15 protein-coding genes and 2 tRNA genes are annotated in these 18,767 nt (G+C 56.0%); 15 read left to right on the forward strand and 2 right to left on the reverse strand.

Annotation, left to right across the window (positions count from 1 at the left end; translation table 11 throughout):
• Positions 1-26: 26 nt before the first annotated feature.
• Positions 27-2,048: a DNA helicase Rep gene (gene rep, locus AC3Y5R_RS23065; protein WP_489923273.1), complete on the forward strand. Its 2,022-nt coding sequence runs from the start codon at positions 27-29 to the stop codon at positions 2,046-2,048.
• 126 nt (positions 2,049-2,174) lie between these two features.
• Here the strand turns inward: rep and gppA are convergent, their stop codons facing one another.
• Together gppA and rhlB are read right to left on the reverse strand one after the other, a co-directional pair.
• Positions 2,175-3,659 carry a guanosine-5'-triphosphate,3'-diphosphate diphosphatase gene (gppA, locus tag AC3Y5R_RS23070; RefSeq protein WP_489923274.1) on the reverse strand — a complete coding sequence of 495 codons (1,485 nt, stop codon included), beginning with the start codon at positions 3,657-3,659 and terminating at the stop codon, positions 2,175-2,177.
• Positions 3,660-3,666: 7 nt separating this feature from the next.
• The gene (rhlB, locus tag AC3Y5R_RS23075; protein ID WP_158784315.1) at positions 3,667-4,959 is read right to left on the reverse strand and encodes an ATP-dependent RNA helicase RhlB; all 1,293 of its coding nucleotides are present in this window, start codon (positions 4,957-4,959) and stop codon (positions 3,667-3,669) included.
• A gap of 117 nt (positions 4,960-5,076) precedes the next feature.
• Between rhlB and trxA the strand changes: the two genes are divergently transcribed.
• The 14 genes from trxA (at position 5,077) to AC3Y5R_RS23145 (ending at position 18,675) form a co-directional block, all read left to right on the forward strand.
• A complete protein-coding gene (trxA, locus tag AC3Y5R_RS23080) occupies positions 5,077-5,409 on the forward strand; it encodes a thioredoxin TrxA (protein WP_158784316.1) in 333 nt (110 codons plus the stop codon).
• 384 nt (positions 5,410-5,793) lie between these two features.
• Entirely contained in the window at positions 5,794-7,053 is a 1,260-nt protein-coding gene (rho, locus tag AC3Y5R_RS23085; protein ID WP_158784317.1) for a transcription termination factor Rho, read from the forward strand.
• A 316-nt stretch (positions 7,054-7,369) separates the two neighbouring features.
• Positions 7,370-8,449 carry a UDP-N-acetylglucosamine--undecaprenyl-phosphate N-acetylglucosaminephosphotransferase gene (gene wecA / locus AC3Y5R_RS23090; RefSeq protein WP_489923275.1) on the forward strand — a complete coding sequence of 360 codons (1,080 nt, stop codon included), beginning with the start codon at positions 7,370-7,372 and terminating at the stop codon, positions 8,447-8,449.
• Between the two features lie 56 nt (positions 8,450-8,505).
• Positions 8,506-9,534 carry an ECA polysaccharide chain length modulation protein gene (gene wzzE / locus AC3Y5R_RS23095; protein ID WP_489923276.1) on the forward strand — a complete coding sequence of 343 codons (1,029 nt, stop codon included), beginning with the start codon at positions 8,506-8,508 and terminating at the stop codon, positions 9,532-9,534.
• Positions 9,535-9,583: 49 nt separating this feature from the next.
• Complete coding sequence (wecB, locus tag AC3Y5R_RS23100; RefSeq protein ID WP_489923277.1) at positions 9,584-10,714, forward strand: non-hydrolyzing UDP-N-acetylglucosamine 2-epimerase; 1,131 nt, start codon at positions 9,584-9,586, stop codon at positions 10,712-10,714.
• The gene (wecC, locus tag AC3Y5R_RS23105; protein WP_489923278.1) at positions 10,711-11,973 is read left to right on the forward strand and encodes a UDP-N-acetyl-D-mannosamine dehydrogenase; all 1,263 of its coding nucleotides are present in this window, start codon (positions 10,711-10,713) and stop codon (positions 11,971-11,973) included. The genes wecB and wecC overlap by 4 nt, the downstream gene beginning before the upstream one ends.
• Positions 11,970-12,680, forward strand: a complete 711-nt coding sequence (gene rffC, locus AC3Y5R_RS23110; protein ID WP_489923279.1) for a dTDP-4-amino-4,6-dideoxy-D-galactose acyltransferase — start codon at positions 11,970-11,972, stop codon at positions 12,678-12,680. The genes wecC and rffC overlap by 4 nt, the downstream gene beginning before the upstream one ends.
• Before the next feature lie 4 nt (positions 12,681-12,684).
• Positions 12,685-13,815, forward strand: a complete 1,131-nt coding sequence (rffA, locus tag AC3Y5R_RS23115) for a dTDP-4-amino-4,6-dideoxygalactose transaminase (protein ID WP_489923280.1) — start codon at positions 12,685-12,687, stop codon at positions 13,813-13,815.
• A 1-nt stretch (position 13,816) separates the two neighbouring features.
• Positions 13,817-15,067 carry a lipid III flippase WzxE gene (wzxE, locus tag AC3Y5R_RS23120; RefSeq protein ID WP_489923281.1) on the forward strand — a complete coding sequence of 417 codons (1,251 nt, stop codon included), beginning with the start codon at positions 13,817-13,819 and terminating at the stop codon, positions 15,065-15,067.
• The gene (wecF, locus tag AC3Y5R_RS23125) at positions 15,064-16,137 is read left to right on the forward strand and encodes a TDP-N-acetylfucosamine:lipid II N-acetylfucosaminyltransferase (RefSeq protein ID WP_489923282.1); all 1,074 of its coding nucleotides are present in this window, start codon (positions 15,064-15,066) and stop codon (positions 16,135-16,137) included. Before wzxE ends, wecF begins: the two co-directional genes overlap by 4 nt.
• The gene (wzyE, locus tag AC3Y5R_RS23130; RefSeq protein ID WP_489923283.1) at positions 16,134-17,480 is read left to right on the forward strand and encodes an ECA oligosaccharide polymerase; all 1,347 of its coding nucleotides are present in this window, start codon (positions 16,134-16,136) and stop codon (positions 17,478-17,480) included. Before wecF ends, wzyE begins: the two co-directional genes overlap by 4 nt.
• Before the next feature lie 53 nt (positions 17,481-17,533).
• Positions 17,534-18,274, forward strand: coding sequence for a lipopolysaccharide N-acetylmannosaminouronosyltransferase (gene wecG / locus AC3Y5R_RS23135; RefSeq protein ID WP_489923284.1), 741 nt, complete (start codon positions 17,534-17,536; stop codon positions 18,272-18,274).
• A 179-nt stretch (positions 18,275-18,453) separates the two neighbouring features.
• A tRNA-Arg gene (locus AC3Y5R_RS23140) sits at positions 18,454-18,530 on the forward strand.
• A 69-nt stretch (positions 18,531-18,599) separates the two neighbouring features.
• A tRNA-His gene (locus AC3Y5R_RS23145) sits at positions 18,600-18,675 on the forward strand.
• Positions 18,676-18,767: the final 92 nt, after the last annotated feature.

Here is an 18,767-nt window from a genome sequence, read left to right on the forward strand (position 1 = left end):
CTGTCATTTCATCGAGCGACTCCCTTATGCGTCTTAATCCTGGTCAGCAACACGCCGTCGAATTTGTCACCGGGCCCTGTCTGGTGCTGGCCGGTGCAGGCTCGGGCAAAACACGCGTGATCACCAACAAAATAGCCCACCTGATCCGCGAGTGCGGCTATCAGGCCCGTCATATCGCTGCGGTGACCTTTACCAACAAGGCCTCGCGAGAGATGAAAGAGCGTGTGGCGCAGACCCTTGGGCGCAAAGAGGCCCGTGGCCTGATGATCTCAACCTTCCACACGCTGGGGCTGGAAGTGATCAAGCGCGAATATGCCGCGCTGGGAATGAAGTCGAACTTCTCGCTGTTTGACGATCAGGATCAGCTGGCGCTGTTGAAAGAGCTGACCGAAGAGTGGCTGGAGAACGACAAGAATCTGCTGCAGCAGCTGATATCGACGATCTCGAACTGGAAAAACGATCTGATGGATCCTTCCCGCGCCGCCGCGGCTGCACAGTCGGAGCGCGATAAGATCTTCGCCCATTGCTACGGCCTGTATGACAAACATCTGAAGTCCTGCAATGTGCTGGACTTCGACGACCTGATCCTGCTGCCAACGCTGCTGTTTCAGCGGAATCTTGAGGTGCGGGAGCGCTGGCAACAGCGTATCCGCTATCTGCTGGTGGATGAATATCAGGATACCAACACCAGCCAGTACGAGCTGGTGAAGTTGCTGGTGGGGGTACGCGGCCGGTTTACCGTCGTCGGTGATGACGATCAGTCCATCTACTCCTGGCGTGGCGCGCGGCCGCAAAACCTTGTACTGCTGAAGGAAGATTTCCCGGCGCTGCAGGTGATCAAGCTGGAGCAGAATTACCGTTCTTCGGAACGTATTCTGAAAGCGGCGAATATCCTGATTGCCAATAACCCGCACGTTTTTGAAAAACGTCTGTTCTCCGAGCTGGGATATGGCGCGGAGTTGAAAGTGGTGACGGCCAATCATGAAGAGCATGAGGCTGAGCGCGTCACCGGCGAGCTGATCGCCCACCACTTTATCAACAAGACGCAGTACAAGGATTACGCCATCCTTTATCGTGGCAATCACCAGTCGCGCGTCTTTGAAAAGATGCTGATGCAGAACCGCATCCCTTACCGTATTTCCGGCGGCACGTCGTTCTTCTCCCGCCCGGAAATCAAAGATCTGCTCGCTTATCTGCGCGTGCTGACCAATGCCAATGACGACAGCGCCTTTATGCGCATTGTTAACACGCCGAAGCGCGAAATTGGCCCGGCCACGCTGCAGAAGCTGGGTGAGTGGGCGCTGCAGCGCAACAAGAGCCTGTTCAGCGCCAGTTTTGATATGGGGCTGGGGCAAACCCTTACCGGGCGAGGTCTGGAATCACTGCAGCGTTTCACCAGCTGGCTGCAGGAAATTGCCGTACTGGCCGAGCGTGAGCCAGTGGCAGCGGTGCGCGATCTGATCCGCGGGATAGATTATGAAAGCTGGCTGTTCGAAACCTCAGCCAGCCCAAAAGCCGCCGAAATGCGCATGAAGAACGTCAACACGCTGTTCCAGTGGATGACAGAAATGCTCGAAGGCAGCGACATTGATGAACCGATGACGCTGACGCAGGTGGTCACGCGTTTCACGCTGCGTGACATGATGGAGCGCGGGGAAAGTGATGAAGAGACGGATCAGGTGCAGCTGATGACCCTGCATGCGTCGAAAGGGCTGGAGTTCCCCTACGTTTACCTGGTGGGGATGGAAGAGGGCCTGCTGCCGCACCAGAGCAGTATCGACGAGAATAACGTCGAGGAAGAGCGCCGTCTGGCCTATGTGGGCATTACCCGTGCGCAGAAAGAGCTGACTTTCACCCTGTGCCGCGAGCGCCGTCAGTACGGTGAACTGGTGCGTCCTGAGCCCAGCCGCTTTTTACTGGAGCTGCCGCAGGACGATCTGAACTGGGAAACCGAACGCAAGGTAGTCAGCGCGGAAGAGCGGATGCAGACCGGGCAGAGCAGGGTGGCGAACCTGAAGGCGATGCTGGAAAAAGCGAAGAAGGCGTAAGGCATTTTTGCGACAAAATTAAAGGGTTCATCTGTGAAAATGACCCCTTTCTGCATCAACCATTCAACAGCCAGGCATCAGGCCTCTTCCCGGGCCATCAGCCCAAGGTCAGACATCAGGCCGGGATCAGGCGACAGTCAGCGACCAGTGCACATAACTCTGCCAGTGGCACTCCTGCTCCAGAAGCTCTTCCCGCAGGGGATGCGCATCCAGCCAGCCTGCCGGTAAGGTCAGGGTGAGATTGTCGTCATCCGCGTGCAGACGCACCGCCGGTAAAGTGTCATCGCGGCGGCGGCTGGCGAAAATAATGGCCAGACGCAGCAGGCGACACAGCCTCTCTGCCATCCGCGGCGGTACGGCATTTTGCTGGCTGAGGAGTGCCAGATCGATGCTGTTCACCTGATTTTGCAGCAAGGTTGCCAGCAGCTTTTTCTGTGCGGGAGTGAACCCGGGAAGATCAAGATGGCGGACCAGATAGGCGGCGTGTTGCGGAGCCTGTCTGAAATCCACGCTGAGGCCGATTTCGTGGATCAGACAGGCGCTGTCCAGCAGCTCGCGACATCGGTCATCCAGCTTCCAGCTGTGGCTGACCTGGCGGGCAAAGCTCTCGGCCAGCAGGCGAACCCGTTCGGCCTGTTCGGAATCAATGGTGAACCGGCGCTGGATATTGTGCAGCGTACGGCTGCGGATATCGCGGTCGATTGGCAGATGCAGCATCCCGTACACCAGACCTTCGCGCAGCGCGCCACCGGCCAGCGTCATACTGTTGATATTCAGCTCGGTGAAGATGGCGATTAAAATCGACAGACCGCTGGGGAAAACCAGCGCACGTTCCAGCGTCAGCCCTTCAATCTCCAGCTCTTCCAGCTTGCCGCACTGAATGGCACGCTGCTTAAGCTGCTGCAATTTGTTCAGCGTGATGCGCTCATCCATGCCCTGAGCCATCATAATTTCCTGCAGCGCCTGGACGGTACCGGAAGCACCAACGCAAACCTGCCAGCCTTGCTCACGCAGTTGCCTCATCACCGGGCGGATCATCTCCCGTGCGGCCTGCTCAGCCTGTTCGAAATTACCTTTGCCAAGATGGCGGTCGCCAAAATAGCGCTCCAGCCAGGTGACGCAGCCCATGGACAGGCTGAACAGCGCGGTAGTTTGCGAGCCGCTGCCGGTGACCAGCTCGGTACTTCCTCCGCCGATATCTACCACCAGGCGTTTGTCTGAACCGCCAGTGGTGTGCGCCACGCCCTGATAAATCAGGCGTGCTTCTTCCTCACCGCTGATGACGTTCACCGTGCAGTTCAGAATTTGCTGGGCTTTTTGCAGGAAGGTTCCAGCGTTTGCAGCCAGGCGCAGGGTTGCGGTGGCGACTACGCGGATCTGTTCCGGAGGGATATCCTGCAGCTGTTCAGAGAACAGCCGCAGACACTGCCAGCCCCGCTCCATCGCCTCATCCGAGAGGCGGCTGTCGCTGTCGAGGCCCGCAGCCAGCCGGACTTTACGCTTGATGCGTGCGACGGTCTGGATGTTCCCCGCCACCTCGCGCACCACCAACATATGAAAGCTGTTAGATCCCAGATCTATCGCAGCATAAAGCGATGATGCGCTCAGCATAGGTCGTTTAACCTGAACGTTTGCGGTTATTGTTGCGCGGTGGACCGCTGCGGCGATTGTTGTTGCCGCCACGACGCGGGCCGTTGCCAGTGCGGTTGCGCGTCAGGCGCTTCGGCGGTGGCAGTTCGGTCATCAGTGCATCGCTGTTGTAACGGCTCACGGTGATGCTGTGGCCAATGTACTCTTCGATGGCAGGCAGATTCAGCGCGTACTCTTCGCAGGCCAGGCTGATGGAGTGCCCGTTGGCACCAGCGCGTCCGGTACGACCAATACGGTGAACGTAATCTTCACGATCGTCAGGCAGATCGTAGTTGAAAACATGGGTAACAGCTGGAATATGCAGACCACGTGCGGCCACGTCTGTTGCCACCAGAATATCAACGTCGCCCCTGGTGAAGTCATCCAGGATACGCAGGCGTTTTTTCTGCGCCACATCGCCAGTCAACAGACCTACACGGTGACCATCGGCAGCCAGATGGCCCCAGATATCTTCACAGCGGTGTTTAGTGTTGGCGAAAATGATCGCGCGATCCGGCCACTCTTCTTCCAGCAACGTTTGCAGCAGGCGCATCTTCTCTTCGTTAGAAGGGTAGAACAGCTCTTCTTTAATACGGTGACCGGTTTTCTGCTCCGGCTCGACTTCCACATACTCGGCGTTATTCATGTTTTCGAACGCCAGTTCGCGAACGCGGAAAGAAAGGGTGGCAGAGAACAGCATATTCAGACGTTGGTTTGCGGCCGGCATACGGCGGAACAACCAGCGAATATCTTTAATGAAGCCGAGGTCGAACATCCGGTCAGCTTCGTCGAGCACCACCACCTGAATGGCGCCTAAGTTGACGTGATTCTGCTTGGCATAATCAATCAGCCTGCCGGTGGTGCCGATCAGGATATCGACGCCGCTTTCCAGCACTTTCAGCTGTTTGTCATAGCCGTCACCGCCATAGGCCAGCCCGAGCTTAAGGCCGGTCACCTGAGCCAGCGGTTCTGCATCAGCATGAATCTGCACGGCTAATTCGCGGGTTGGGGCCAGGATCAGCGCACGCGGCTGATTCACCTGACGGCCTTCCGGCGCAGGGTGAGAAAGAAGATGATGGAACGTTGACGTCAGAAACGCCATCGTTTTGCCGGTACCGGTTTGCGCCTGTCCCGCTACATCACGCCCGTTCAGCGTGAAAGGCAAAGCCAACGCCTGAATAGGCGTGCAGTTATGAAAGCCTTTAGTTTCAAGGGCTTCTATGACCTGAGGGTGCAGGGCGAAGTCGGAAAACTTCTGTTCGGTTAAGTGTGTTTTGCTCATAGTGTGGTAGAATATCAGCTTACTATTGCTTTACGAAAGCGTATCCGGTGAAATAAAGTCAACCTAAGTTGGCAGATTTTACGCCAACCAGCCAGGCATAATCTTTTGGAGTAAGACATGAGCAGCGATAAAATTGTTCACCTGACCGACGACAGCTTCGAAACCGACGTACTGAAAGCAAATGGTTTGACGCTGGTAGACTTCTGGGCAGAGTGGTGTGGTCCATGCAAAATGATCGCCCCGATTCTCGATGAAGTAGCCGAAGAGTACGACGGCAAGCTGACAATCGCAAAACTGAATATCGACGAAAACCCAGGCACTGCGCCGAAGTACGGTATCCGTGGTATTCCAACTTTGCTGCTGTTCAAAGACGGCGAAGTGGCGGCGACCAAAGTGGGCGCCCTCTCTAAAGGCCAGCTCAAAGAATTCCTGAACGCGAATCTGGGCTAAGCAGCCTGTCCGGCAGCTGACAGTGGGGCTTTCTTGCCCCTCTGTCAGCTGCCGGCTTATTTTCAGTTCACTGCTAGACGTTTGCCATCAGGCGTGCTAACTTACTCTTACTGCACTACGAACTTACCTGTAGTTTGAATCTAAGCTTTATTCCTTGTTGAACACTGTATTCATCTCAATCTTACAGACATTCAGCAATCTGACGGTTAGCATCATCAGAAATTCCGGCGTCTTGTCCTTACCGTCTCCTCGTCTCAGATCTGCGTAATCCTGCACGTGATCTCCGAGCGGATCCTGACAAGAGTGCCATTAACAGGCATGGATTTTTCGCCATACCACTTACGACAAATACTTCGAGATTTACCTCTTTAAGAACCCACCATTATGAATCTTACCGAATTAAAAAATACGCCGGTTTCAGATCTGATTACACTCGGCGAAAACATGGGGCTGGAAAACCTTGCCCGCATGCGCAAACAGGACATTATCTTCTCCATCCTTAAGCAGCATGCGAAAAGTGGGGAAGATATCTTTGGCGATGGTGTACTGGAGATATTGCAGGATGGATTTGGTTTCCTCCGTTCCGGAGACAGCTCCTACCTCGCCGGTCCCGACGACATCTATGTTTCTCCCAGCCAAATCCGCCGCTTCAACCTCCGCACAGGTGACACCATTTCCGGTAAAATCCGTCCACCAAAAGAAGGTGAGCGCTATTTTGCCCTGCTGAAAGTTAACGAAGTTAACTACGACAAGCCGGAAAACGCCCGTAGCAAAATTCTCTTTGAGAACTTAACGCCGCTGCACGCAAACTCTCGTCTGCGTATGGAGCGTGGTAACGGTTCTACTGAAGACTTAACGGCGCGCGTGCTGGACCTGGCTTCGCCAATCGGTCGTGGTCAGCGTGGCCTGATCGTGGCACCGCCGAAAGCCGGTAAGACCATGCTGCTGCAGAACATCGCGCAGAGCATCGCTTACAACCATCCTGACTGTGTGCTGATGGTGTTGCTGATTGACGAACGTCCGGAAGAAGTGACCGAGATGCAGCGTCTGGTGAAAGGCGAAGTGATCGCTTCCACCTTTGATGAGCCAGCTTCCCGCCACGTGCAGGTTGCAGAAATGGTGATTGAGAAGGCCAAGCGTCTGGTTGAGCACAAAAAAGATGTGATCATCCTGCTGGACTCCATCACCCGTCTGGCGCGTGCTTACAACACCGTGGTACCGGCTTCCGGTAAAGTCCTGACCGGTGGTGTGGATGCTAACGCCCTGCACCGTCCAAAACGCTTCTTCGGTGCTGCCCGTAACGTGGAAGAGGGTGGAAGCCTGACTATCATCGCCACCGCGCTGGTGGACACCGGTTCGAAAATGGATGAAGTGATCTACGAAGAATTTAAAGGTACCGGTAACATGGAACTGCATCTGGCGCGTAAAATCGCTGAGAAGCGTGTGTTCCCTGCGATTGATTACAACCGCTCCGGTACCCGTAAAGAAGAGCTGCTTACCAGCTCTGAAGAACTGCAGAAAATGTGGATCCTGCGCAAAATCATCCACCCAATGGGTGAAATTGACGCGATGGAGTTCCTCATCAACAAGCTGGCGATGACCAAGACTAACGATGAGTTCTTCGACATGATGAAACGCTCTTAAGCGTTTTGTCCTGCCAATATGCAAGGGTTGAGCGATCTCAACCCTTTCTTTTTGTCTTTCCGGCAGTAAAAGCGGGGGCAGCGGCAGCAAAAGTAAGAAAACCAGGCAAACGCCGCGCTCAGACGTGGCGTTTTTCGTTTATGGGCTATACGATATTCAGCAACTGGAGAATTAAATAAAGGTGCAATTCAGGGTGAAAATCAGCCAGGCGCTGCTTTTCCGAGCTGAAGCACAATGGAAATCAGAATTAAACAGATGTTAATGGCATACAAATTGCCTATAACAGTGCGAGATTCTTAGCAGAGAGCTGGTTAATGTGAATTTACTCAATATGAGTACTGAGCTTGCTTTAATTTTTGTGTTTTCACTGGTTTTTCTTTTCTTCGCCCGTAAAGCAGCTAAACAAGTTGGCCTGGTAGACAAGCCCAACTACCGCAAACGTCACCAGGGCGTGATCCCTCTGGTCGGCGGGATCTCTGTTTTTGCCGGAATCTGTTTTGGCTTTGCCATCACTGACTATTACATTCCCCACGTTCTGCTCTATCTGGGCTGCGCCGGTATGCTGGTGCTGGTCGGGGCGCTGGACGACCGTTTTGACATCAGCGTAAAAATTCGCGCCTTTGTCCAGGCCGCTATCGCCGTGGTGATGATGACCAAGGCCAAGCTCTATCTGCTGAGTCTGGGCTATATCTTTGGCCCGTGGGAGCTGATTGTTGGCCCGTTTGGCTACGTGCTGACGCTGTTTGCCGTCTGGGCGGCGATTAACGCCTTCAACATGGTGGACGGTATTGATGGCCTGCTGGGCGGGCTCTCCTGCGTGACCTTTCTGGCAATGGGGATCATTCTGCTGCTTGACGGGCAGCAGAGTCTGGCAATGTGGTGTTTCTCGATGATTGCCGCCATCGTGCCTTATATTCTGCTGAACCTCGGCGTGTTTGGCCGCCGCTATAAAGTCTTTATGGGGGATGCGGGCAGTACGCTGATCGGCTTCACCATCATCTGGATCCTGCTGGAAGCTACTCAGGGTCAGTATCACCCGATCACGCCGGTCACCGCTCTGTGGCTGATTGCCATCCCGTTGATGGACATGGTGGCTATTATGTATCGCCGCCTGAGCAAAGGAATGAGCCCGTTTTCCGCTGACCGCCAGCACATTCACCATTTGATCATGCGCGCAGGCTTTACTTCTAAACAGGCCTGCTTCCTGATCACCCTGGCCGCCGCGCTGCTGGCCGGTGTCGGCGTGCTGGGCGAATCCCTGAGTTTTGTCCCTGACTGGGCCATGCTGCTGCTGTTCCTGCTGGCGTTTATGCTTTACGGCTACTGCATTAAGCGTGCATGGCGGGTGGCGCGAATGATTAAAAGAGTGAAAAGAAGGCTGCGCAGAGCACAATAGTGGCTTTTCCCCTGACTGAAAGAACTCAATACCCTGAAAAACAAGGAATATGAAGTATGACGCATCCTGACGTTGCAGATAACGAGCTGGATATCCGCGGGCTTTGCTGCACTCTATGGCGTGGCAAAGGCTGGATCATCGGTGGCGCGTTGCTGTTTGCGCTGCTGGCTTATCTTTGCTCGTTGCTGATGACCCCGAAATGGAGTGCAACTGCAGTGACCGATCGCCCGACTGTCAATATGTTGGGGAGCTTCTATTCACAACAGCAATTTCTTAATAATCTGGATGCCCGCAGCAGCAACACCACCGCTATGTCGCCTTCTGTCGCGGATGAAGCCTGGCAGGAATTCGTGATGCAGCTTTCCGCCTGGGATACCCGTCGCGAATTCTGGCTGCAGACCCAATACTACAAAAAGCGCCAGACCGGAAACGCCAGTGACGATGCTGCGCTGCTGGATGAGCTGATCGCCAATATTAAATATCAACCGGCCGATCCGGCGAAAAACCTCAATGATACCGTCACGCTGGTGGCGGAAACCGCGCCTGAGGCCAACACGCTGCTGCGTCAGTACGTGGCGTTTGCTAATCAGCGCGCCTCTTCTCATCTTAACGAGGAGCTGGCTGGTGCCTGGGCGGCGAGAACCGTCCAGCTCAGAGCACAGGTAAAACGGCAGGAAGCGGTGGCTAAAGCTATCTATGACCGCCAGGTGAACAGCGTGCAGCAGGCGCTGAAAATCGCTCAGCAGCAGGGCTTTGAACAGGCGAAAACGGATACGCCATCCGAACAGCTGCCGGATTCCGAGCTGTTCCTGCTGGGCCGTTCAATGCTTCAGGCTCGTCTGGAGAACCTGCAGGCCACCGGGCCTGGTTACGATCTGGACTATGATCAGAACAGAGCCATGCTGAACACGCTGAACGTTGGCCCGACGCTGGTGAATACTTTCCAGACCTGGCGCTATCTGCGGACCCCGGAAGAACCGGTAAAACGCGACAGCCCTCGTCGCCTGTTTTTGATGATTATGTGGGGTGCGGTGGGTGCCTTAACTGGAGCAGGGACTGCGCTGGTACGTCGGCGTCGCGATTGATCGCACGCCAGCTTATCGTTACTTAACAGATGAACGGAAGAGAGTGACAGTGAAAGTATTAACTGTTTTTGGCACGCGCCCGGAAGCGATAAAGATGGCGCCGCTGGTTCATGCACTCGCGCAGGATAGCGAGATAGATGCACGGCTGTGCGTCACAGCACAGCACCGCGAGATGCTGGATCAGGTATTGCAGCTGTTTGCCATCGTTCCGGATTACGATCTCAACATTATGCGTCCCGGTCAGGGCCTGACCGAGATCACCAGCCGCATTCTTGAAGGGCTGAAAACAGTGTTTGCCGAATTCACCCCGGACGTGGTGCTGGTGCATGGTGACACCACCACCACTTTTGCCGCCAGTCTGGCCGCTTTCTACCATCAGATACCGGTAGGTCATGTGGAAGCTGGCCTGCGCACCGGCGATCTCTATTCTCCGTGGCCTGAAGAGGCTAACCGTACCCTGACCGGCCATCTGGCCTCTTACCACTTCACCCCTACAGAAACTGCTCGGCAGAACCTGCTGCGTGAGAATCTGCGTGATACGCGCATGTTCGTGACCGGTAATACGGTGATTGATGCTCTTTTCTGGGTGCGCGACCGGGTGCTGAGCGATGATGCGCTTCGCGCCGGGCTGGCAACGCGCTATCCGTTCCTGGATGCCAATAAGAAGATGATTCTGGTTACCGGGCACCGCCGCGAGAGTTTTGGCGACGGTTTTGAGCGCATCTGCAGCGCGCTGGCGGAAATCGCCAGCCTGCATCCTGAGGCGCAGATTGTCTACCCGGTCCACCTCAATCCTAACGTCAGCGAGCCGGTGAACCGCATCCTGCGCGATATCAACAACATCGTGCTGATCGAGCCGCAGGAGTACCTGCCGTTTGTTTACCTGATGGTGCGCTCCTGGCTGATCCTCACCGACTCCGGCGGTATTCAGGAAGAAGCACCGTCGCTGGGCAAGCCAGTGCTGGTGATGCGTGACACCACCGAGCGTCCGGAAGCGGTAGAGGCCGGGACGGTGAGACTGGTCGGTACCGATGTAGAGAAAATCGTCAGTGAGGTGACACGCCTGCTGACAGATGAAGAGGCGTATCAATCCATGAGCCGTGCCCATAACCCCTATGGCGACGGCCTGGCCTGCGAACGTATCGTGCAGGCACTCAAAAATAATCGGGTAACGCTATGACTTACAATACCATATCAGTTATCGGGCTGGGCTATATCGGCCTGCCCACCGCCGCGGCTTTAGCCTCGCGGCAGAAATCCGTGATCGGCATTGATATCAATGCCCATGCGGTTGAAACCATCAACCGTGGTGAGATCCATATTGTCGAACCAGACCTCGACCGGGTGGTGAAAACGGCGGTTGAACAGGGCTATCTGCGGGCCGCGACCACTCCGGAACCGGCAGAGGCATTTCTGATTGCGGTGCCAACACCCTTTAAAGATGACTATCAGCCTGATTTAGCGTTTGTGAAAGCAGCTGCCGGGTCGATTGCGCCGGTACTGAAAAAAGGGGATTTGGTGATCCTCGAATCCACCTCGCCGGTGGGTGCTACCGAGCAGATGGCCGAATGGCTGGCGGCGGCTCGCAGCGATCTGACTTTCCCGCAGCAGGCTGGTGAGCAGGCGGATATCCATATTGCCTACTGCCCGGAGCGGGTGCTGCCCGGGCAGGTAATGGTCGAGCTGATTAAAAACGACCGCGTCATCGGTGGCATGACGCCTGCCAGCGCCAGAATGGCCTGCGAGCTGTACGAAATCTTCCTTGAAGGTGAGTGTGTGGTTACTAACTCCCGGACTGCGGAGATGTGCAAGCTGACCGAAAACAGCTTCCGGGACGTGAACATCGCCTTTGCCAACGAGCTGTCGTTGATCTGTGCCGATCAGGGGATCAGCGTGTGGGAGCTGATTAGCCTTGCTAACCGCCATCCGCGCGTCAATATCCTGCAGCCCGGTCCTGGCGTTGGCGGCCACTGCATCGCGGTTGATCCGTGGTTTATCGTGGCGCAGAACCCGGTTCAGGCCCGGTTAATCCGCACCGCGCGTGAAGTGAATGATAGCAAGCCGCACTGGGTGCTGGAGCAGGTAAAAAAGACTCTGGCTGAATGCCTGGTCGCCAGTGACAAACGCGCCAGCGAGCTGACCATTGCCTGCTTCGGCCTGGCGTTCAAACCGAATATTGACGATCTGCGGGAAAGCCCGGCGATGGAAGTCGCGGAGATGATTGCTGACTGGCATCAGGGCTGTACGCTGGTGGTGGAACCTAACATTCATCAGTTGCCGGAAGCGCTGGCCGGAAAAGCCGGGCTGGTGTCGCTGGATGCCGCTTTGCAGCAGGCTGATGTGCTGGTGATGCTGGTTGATCACGCGCAGTTCAGGGCGGTGGGCAACGACCGGCTGAAATCTCACTTCATTGTCGATACCAAAGGGGTCTGGCAGTGACGCCTGCTGGTCAGGCTGTGCAGGGTCAGCTCACGCCGCTGAAGTGGGAAAACTCGTTCTTCAAAGTGAACAGCGCTCTGCTGAGTCTGGATACGCATCAGGCGGCGATTAATGAGGCCGAACTGCAGGTGTTTGGGCTGGTGCAGGTTAAAGTACTGTCTCAGCAGACGGCGGAACTGGATGCCCTGAGCCGTTTGGGTTTTCGCCTGGTGGAAGGCGAAGCGGACTTCGTGCTCGGCATCGGCACGGGCGGCCGGCCGGAAGGGATCCGTATCGCCAGGAAAGAGCATATTCCAGCCCTGCGGGAGGCGGCCAGCGGGGCCTTTGCCCACAGCCGGTTTCGCGAACCCTGGTATCAGCCTGGCGACAGCGGCCGTTTTTATGCCCAGTGGGTGGAAAACGCGGTGCTGGGAACGTTCGATAACCAGTGCCTGCTGGCGGTGAGCGAAGCGGGCGAGCTGCAGGGTTTTGTCTCGCTGCGTGAACTGCCGGACGGCAGCGCGCGCATCGGCCTGCTGGCTACGCTGCCTGAGGCTCAGGGGCTGGGCGTTGGGCAGAGAATGGTTGAGGCAGCCATTGACTGGTGCCGCGCCCGGCATCTGTCCCGACTGCATGTTGGCACCCAGCTTGGCAACCTGCCCGCGATCCGACTTTATCTTCGCTGCGGTGGCGTGCTGGAACGCACCGCTTACTGGCTCTACAGGTAATCCTATGATCCCGTTTAACGCCCCACCGGTAGTGGGAACCGAACTTGAATACATGCAGTCGGCCATGGGCAGCGGCAAGCTGTGCGGCGACGGCGGATTTACCCGACGCTGCCAGCAGTGGATGGAAAACAAATTCGGTAGCAAAAAAGTGCTGCTCACTCCCTCCTGCACCGCGTCGCTGGAGATGGCCGCCATCCTGATCGATATCCAGCCGGGTGATGAAGTGATCATGCCCAGCTACACCTTTGTCTCCACCGCCAATGCTTTTGTACTACGCGGGGCGACCATCGTGTTCGTGGATATCCGTCCGGATACGCTCAATATTGATGAGAGCCTGATTGAAGCGGCCATCACTGAGAAAACCCGCGCTATCGTGCCGGTACATTACGCGGGCGTCGCTTGTGAAATGGACGCGATCATGGCGCTGGCTGAGAAGTACAAACTGTTCGTGGTTGAGGATGCGGCGCAGGGCGTGATGTCCACATATAAAGGCAAAGCGCTGGGTACTATTGGCCATATCGGCTGTTTCAGCTTCCATGAAACCAAGAACTACACCGCAGGCGGTGAGGGCGGGGCGACGCTGATTAACGATCCTGCGCTGGTCGAGCGGGCAGAAATTATTCGTGAAAAGGGCACCAACCGCAGCCAGTTCTTCCGTGGGCAGGTGGATAAATACACCTGGCGCGATATCGGCTCCAGTTACCTGATGGCGGATCTGCAGGCTGCTTATTTGTGGGCGCAGCTTGAGGAGGCTAAGCGTATTAACGAGCAGCGCCTGCGGTTGTGGCAAAACTATTACGATGCGCTGCAACCCGTTGCGGCCAGCGGCAGGATCTCTCTGCCGTCGATGCCGTCAGCCTGTCAGCACAACGCGCATATGTTTTATATCAAGCTGCGTGATAACGACGACCGCTCGGCGCTGATTGAGTGGCTGAAGGAGGCGGAGATCCTGGCGGTGTTCCATTACATCCCGCTGCACTCCTCGCCTGCGGGGCTGCGTTTTGGCCGTTTCTCTGGCACCGATCGTTACACGCAGTCTGAGAGTGAGCGCCTGCTGCGCCTGCCGCTGTTCTACAACCTGTCTGATAACAATCAGAAGACGGCGATCAACTCTCTGCTGAGCTATTTTTCCTGATATGTCACTGGCAAAGGCTTCGGTGTGGACAGCCGCGTCCACGCTGGTCAAAATCGCTGCCGGCTTGCTGGTGGTTAAAATGCTGGCGGTGTCGTTTGGTCCCAGCGGCGTCGGGCAGGCGGGCAATTTCCGCCAGTTGATCACCGTGCTGGGCGTGCTGGCCGGGGCGGGGATTTTTAACGGCGTCACCAAATACGTCGCGGAATATCAGCAGCAGCCCGGCCAGCTACAGGCTCTCACCGGGACGGCTTCAGCAATGGTGCTGGGGTTCTCAACGCTGCTGGCGGTGGTCTTCCTGCTGTTTGCTGAACCGATAAGCGTCGGGCTGTTTGGTCATGGCGATTACCAGAACGTTGTGCGCATTGTCGCCTTCCTGCAGGCGGGGATTGCGTGGGCTAACCTGGCGCTGGCGATAGTGAAAGGTTTTCGCGATGCGCGGGGTAATGCGCTGGCGCTGATCCTTGGCAGCCTGGCGGGCGTGGCGGCGTGGTTTGTCTGTTACTGGCTGGGCGGTTACAGCGGCGCATTGGTGGGCATGGCGATGGTTCCGGCGCTGGTAGTGCTGCCTGCGGCGGTGGTGCTGGCGAAGCGTGATCATCTGCCGCTGCGTTTCCTTAAACCGTCGTGGAACACCGATATCGCCCGCAATCTCAGCAAGTTTACGCTGATGGCACTGATCACCTCGGTAACCCTGCCGGTGGCGTGGATCATGATGCGTAACCTGCTGGCCGAACACAGCGGCTGGGAACAGGTGGGATTGTGGCAGGGCGTGACCAGTATCTCGGATGCTTACCTGCAGTTTATTACCGCCTCATTCAGCGTTTATCTGCTGCCGACGCTCTCCAGACTGACCAGCAAAGAGGCTATTTCGCGAGAGATTTTCCGCTCGCTGCGGTTTGTTTTTCCGGTGGTGATGGCGGTTAGCCTGACGGTCTGGCTACTGCGTGATGTGGCTATCTGGCTACTGTTCTCCAGCAAATTCAATGAAATGCGTGACCTGTTTGTCTGGCAGCTGACCGGCGATGTGTTCAAAGTCGGCTCTTACATCTTTGGCTACCTGGTGATCGCCAAAGCGTCACTGCGTTTTTATATCCTGACCGAGATCAGCCAGTTTTTACTGCTGACGCTGTTTGCGCGCTGGCTGATCCCACTGCAGGGTGCCACCGGGGCGGCTCAGGCTTATATGGCTACTTACATCACCTATTTTGCGCTCTGCGCCGGTGTATTTTTTCTTTATCGTAGACAAGTATGACAACATTGATACACGTGCTCGGCTCGGCCATTCCCCATCATAATCAGACCGTGCTGAGGTTTTTCAACGACATCGTTTCAGAGGCGGTTCCGCGCTCTGCGCCGCGTCAGTTCTGGGTGGTGGGCGAAGCATCCGCTGCTGCTGGCTATGACCGGCTTGCGATCCGTTGGTTTGCTGACAAGCAGGCAATAGCCCGGGCGGTGACGGTACTCGCCAGGGCTGACCGTAGCACGCGCTTCTTCTTCCACGGGCAGTTTAATCCGGCCTTGTGGCTGGCGCTGCTGACGGGCAAGCTGCGGTCGTTGCAGGTTTACTGGCATATCTGGGGGGCGGATTTGTATGAACAGGCCGCCGGTCTGAAATTCCGCCTGTTCTACCTGCTACGCAGGCTGGCGCATAAACGGGTGGGGCACGTGTTCGCCACTCGTGGGGATATCAGCTATTTTCAGCAGCGTAATCCTTCAGTGCCGGTTTCGTTGCTGTACTTCCCGACGCGGATGGCGCAGGTCGCCCTGCCTGCGGCACAAAAAAGCGAGGATCTGACGATCCTGGTGGGCAACTCGGGGGATGTCAGCAACAGACATATTCAGGCGCTGCAGGAGATCCATCAGCAATTTGGTGGCAGGGCCAAAGTCATTGTGCCGTTGGGCTACCCGGAAAATAACGAAGCTTATATCAGCCAGGTTCGTGAGGCTGGCAGGGCATTATTTGCAGAAGAAAGGTTATATCTGCTCACTGAAAAGCTCGATTTTCCGGCCTATCTGCAGCTGCTCTCGCACTGTGATTTAGGGTATTTTATTTTTGAGCGCCAGCAGGGCATTGGCACGCTGTGCCTGCTTATTCAGGCGAATATTCCTTTTGTGGTTAACCGCAAAAATCCTTTCTGGCAGGATCTGACTGAGCAGCAGGTGCCGGTGTTGTTCGCCGGAGACCAGCTTGATGCTTCAGTGGTGGCCGAAGCGCAGCGGCAGATGGCGTTGCTGGACAAATCCTCAATCGCTTTCTTTGAGCCAGCCTATGTGGCGGGCTGGCAGCAGGCGCTGTCACTGGCGGAAGGAGAAACGGCATGATGTTGTCGCAATTCGCCGGGCTGCTGGTGGTCTGGCTGCTGTCGCTGGGAGTGATCCTGACCCTGACCTGGCGTGAGTTTCGCCGGGTACGCTTTAATTTCAACGTCTTCTTTTCGTTACTGTTTTTGCTGACCTTCTACTTCGGTTTCCCGCTGACCAGCCTGTTGGTGTTTGGTTTCAACGTTCAGGTGGTGCCACCCGAATACCTGCTGCAGGCGATGCTCTCTGCCACCGGGTTCTATGCCATTTACTACGTCAGCTACAAAACAAGGTTACGGGCGAAGAGCGAAGCGCCTTCACGGCAGGTTTTTACCATCAATCGCGTGGAAGCCCACCTCACATGGGGCATTCTGGCCTTGATTGCGCTGGGCACGGTACTGGTGTTCTTTCTGCATAACGGTTTCCTGCTGTTTAAACTGCACAGCTACAGCCAGATCTTCTCTGCCGAAGTCTCGGGCGTGGCTCTGAAGCGCTTTTTCTACTTCTTCATTCCGGCGATGCTGGTGGTCTATTTCCTCAATCAGAGCTTCAAAAACTGGCTGTTTTTTCTGGCGGCAACGGTGGCGTTTGGCCTGCTGACCTATGTGATTGTCGGCGGGACGCGGGCCAACATTATCATCGCTTTTGCACTGTTTCTGTTTATCGGCATTATCCGCGGCTGGATCACGCTGTGGATGTTGGCGATGGCGGGCGTGGCAGGTGTGGTGGGGATGTTCTGGCTGGCACTGCGGCGCTATAACCTGGACGTCAGCGGATCTGAGGCGTTTTACACCTTCCTCTATCTGACGCGCGATACCTTCTCGCCGTGGGAAAACCTGGGGCTGCTGCTGCAGAATTACGACAAGATTGATTTCCAGGGACTGGCCCCGATTATCCGGGACTTCTACGTCTTCATTCCCGGCTGGCTGTGGCCGGACCGCCCGTCTGTGGTGCTGAACAGCGGCAACTACTTCACCTGGGAAGTCCTGAACAATCACTCAGGCCTGGCAATCTCGCCAACGCTGATTGGGTCACTGGTGGTGATGGGCGGCGCGTGGTTTATTCCGCTGGGCGCAGTCGCAGTAGGGATGATCATTAAATGGTTCGACTGGCTCTATCAGAAAGGCCAGCAGGAGACTAACCGCTACAAGGCCGCTGTGCTGCAGAGTTTCTGTTTTGGCGCGGTGTTCAACATGATTGTTCTCGCGCGCGAAGGGCTGGACTCTTTTGCTTCCCGCGTGGTGTTTTTCTGCCTGATTTTTGCCGTCGCCGTGGTTGTCGCCAAGCTGATTTTCTGGCTGCTCGACAGCGCGGGGCTGATCCGCAGTCGTAAAATGGCGGTATCGCTGCCAGTGCAGAACTGATTTTTATCCGGCCTCTGGCCAGATTTGTCGTATTTGACCTTAAGGAACCGAGCATGGACTCCACTTCATCTGTCCCGCTGTATCAGATCCGCGGCTTCACGCTGCTGGGATTTGGCGATATGGCCGGGATGCTGGACTACCTCTGTCAGCAGGGCACGTTCAAAACCGGCACGCTGGTCGCGATCAACGCTGAGAAGGTGCTGACGGCGGAGAGTCAGCCGGAGATCCATCAGCTGATCGATGCGGCTGAGTATAAATACCCTGATGGCATCAGCATTGTGCGTTCCATCCGCAAGAAGTATCCGCAGGCTGCCGTTTCACGGATTGCCGGGGCAGACTTGTGGGAAGGATTAATGGAGCGCGCCGGGCGGGAAGGTACCCCGGTGTTTCTGATTGGCGGTAAACCGGCCATTCTCTCGCAGACGGTGGATAAACTCCGCCGTCAGTGGAATGTGAACATCGTAGGTTCACAGGATGGTTACTTCACGCCAGCCGACCGCGAAGCGCTGTTTGCCCGTATTGCGGCCAGTGGAGCGAAGATTGTCACCGTAGCTATGGGATCGCCGCGCCAGGAAGTGCTGATGCGTGACTGCAAAGCGGTTTACCCGGATGCCCTCTATATGGGCGTAGGCGGCACCTATGACGTTTTCACCGGCCATGTGAAGCGTGCCCCAAAGATCTGGCAGAAAATGGGTCTGGAGTGGTTGTACCGGCTGATTTCGCAGCCTTCACGCCTGCGTCGCCAGCTCAGACTGCTGAAATACCTTAATTATCATTTGCGCGGCGATCTTTGATTCTCCTTTTTTTTAGCCGGCCAACGGTTAAAAAGCAGCTATTTAGCGGCAGGAACCGGCTGAAAACGACTGCGCAGTAGACAGAACGCACAAAGCGTAATCAAACAGGATTTTTTGTGAAAAAAGCACTGGACAGGATCGGCCCAAGTCCGTAGTATGCCCATCCGCAACGGCGCTACGCGCCCGTAGCTCAGCTGGATAGAGCGCTGCCCTCCGGAGGCAGAGGTCTCAGGTTCGAATCCTGTCGGGCGCGCCATTAATTTTGTGCAGCAAGAGCTGCGGTGGTAGTTTTACCGCGTTAACAAAGAAGTAAGCAGTAGGTGTGGTGGCTATAGCTCAGTTGGTAGAGCCCTGGATTGTGATTCCAGTTGTCGTGGGTTCGAGTCCCATTAGCCACCCCAGATTTTGTACGGTATGCGAAGGTGGCGGAATTGGTAGACGCGCTAGCTTCAGGTGTTAGTGTCTTAACGGACGTGAGGGTTCAAGTCCCTCT

It is taken from the genome of Erwinia sp. 009765445, from assembly GCF_058137865.1.

Bases quoted from the DNA above. Each gene is read 5' to 3' on its own strand.
- rep (WP_489923273.1), top strand. From the start codon at position 27: ATGCGTCTTAATCCTGGTCAGCAACACGCCGTCGAATTTGTCACCGGG.
- gppA (WP_489923274.1), bottom strand. From the start codon at position 3,659: ATGCTGAGCGCATCATCGCTTTATGCTGCGATAGATCTGGGATCTAAC.
- rhlB (WP_158784315.1), bottom strand. From the start codon at position 4,959: ATGAGCAAAACACACTTAACCGAACAGAAGTTTTCCGACTTCGCCCTG.
- trxA (WP_158784316.1), top strand. From the start codon at position 5,077: ATGAGCAGCGATAAAATTGTTCACCTGACCGACGACAGCTTCGAAACC.
- rho (WP_158784317.1), top strand. From the start codon at position 5,794: ATGAATCTTACCGAATTAAAAAATACGCCGGTTTCAGATCTGATTACA.
- wzzE (WP_489923276.1), top strand. From the start codon at position 8,506: ATGACGCATCCTGACGTTGCAGATAACGAGCTGGATATCCGCGGGCTT.
- wecC (WP_489923278.1), top strand. From the start codon at position 10,711: ATGACTTACAATACCATATCAGTTATCGGGCTGGGCTATATCGGCCTG.
- rffA (WP_489923280.1), top strand. From the start codon at position 12,685: ATGATCCCGTTTAACGCCCCACCGGTAGTGGGAACCGAACTTGAATAC.
- wzxE (WP_489923281.1), top strand. From the start codon at position 13,817: ATGTCACTGGCAAAGGCTTCGGTGTGGACAGCCGCGTCCACGCTGGTC.
- wecF (WP_489923282.1), top strand. From the start codon at position 15,064: ATGACAACATTGATACACGTGCTCGGCTCGGCCATTCCCCATCATAAT.
- wzyE (WP_489923283.1), top strand. From the start codon at position 16,134: ATGATGTTGTCGCAATTCGCCGGGCTGCTGGTGGTCTGGCTGCTGTCG.
- wecG (WP_489923284.1), top strand. From the start codon at position 17,534: ATGGACTCCACTTCATCTGTCCCGCTGTATCAGATCCGCGGCTTCACG.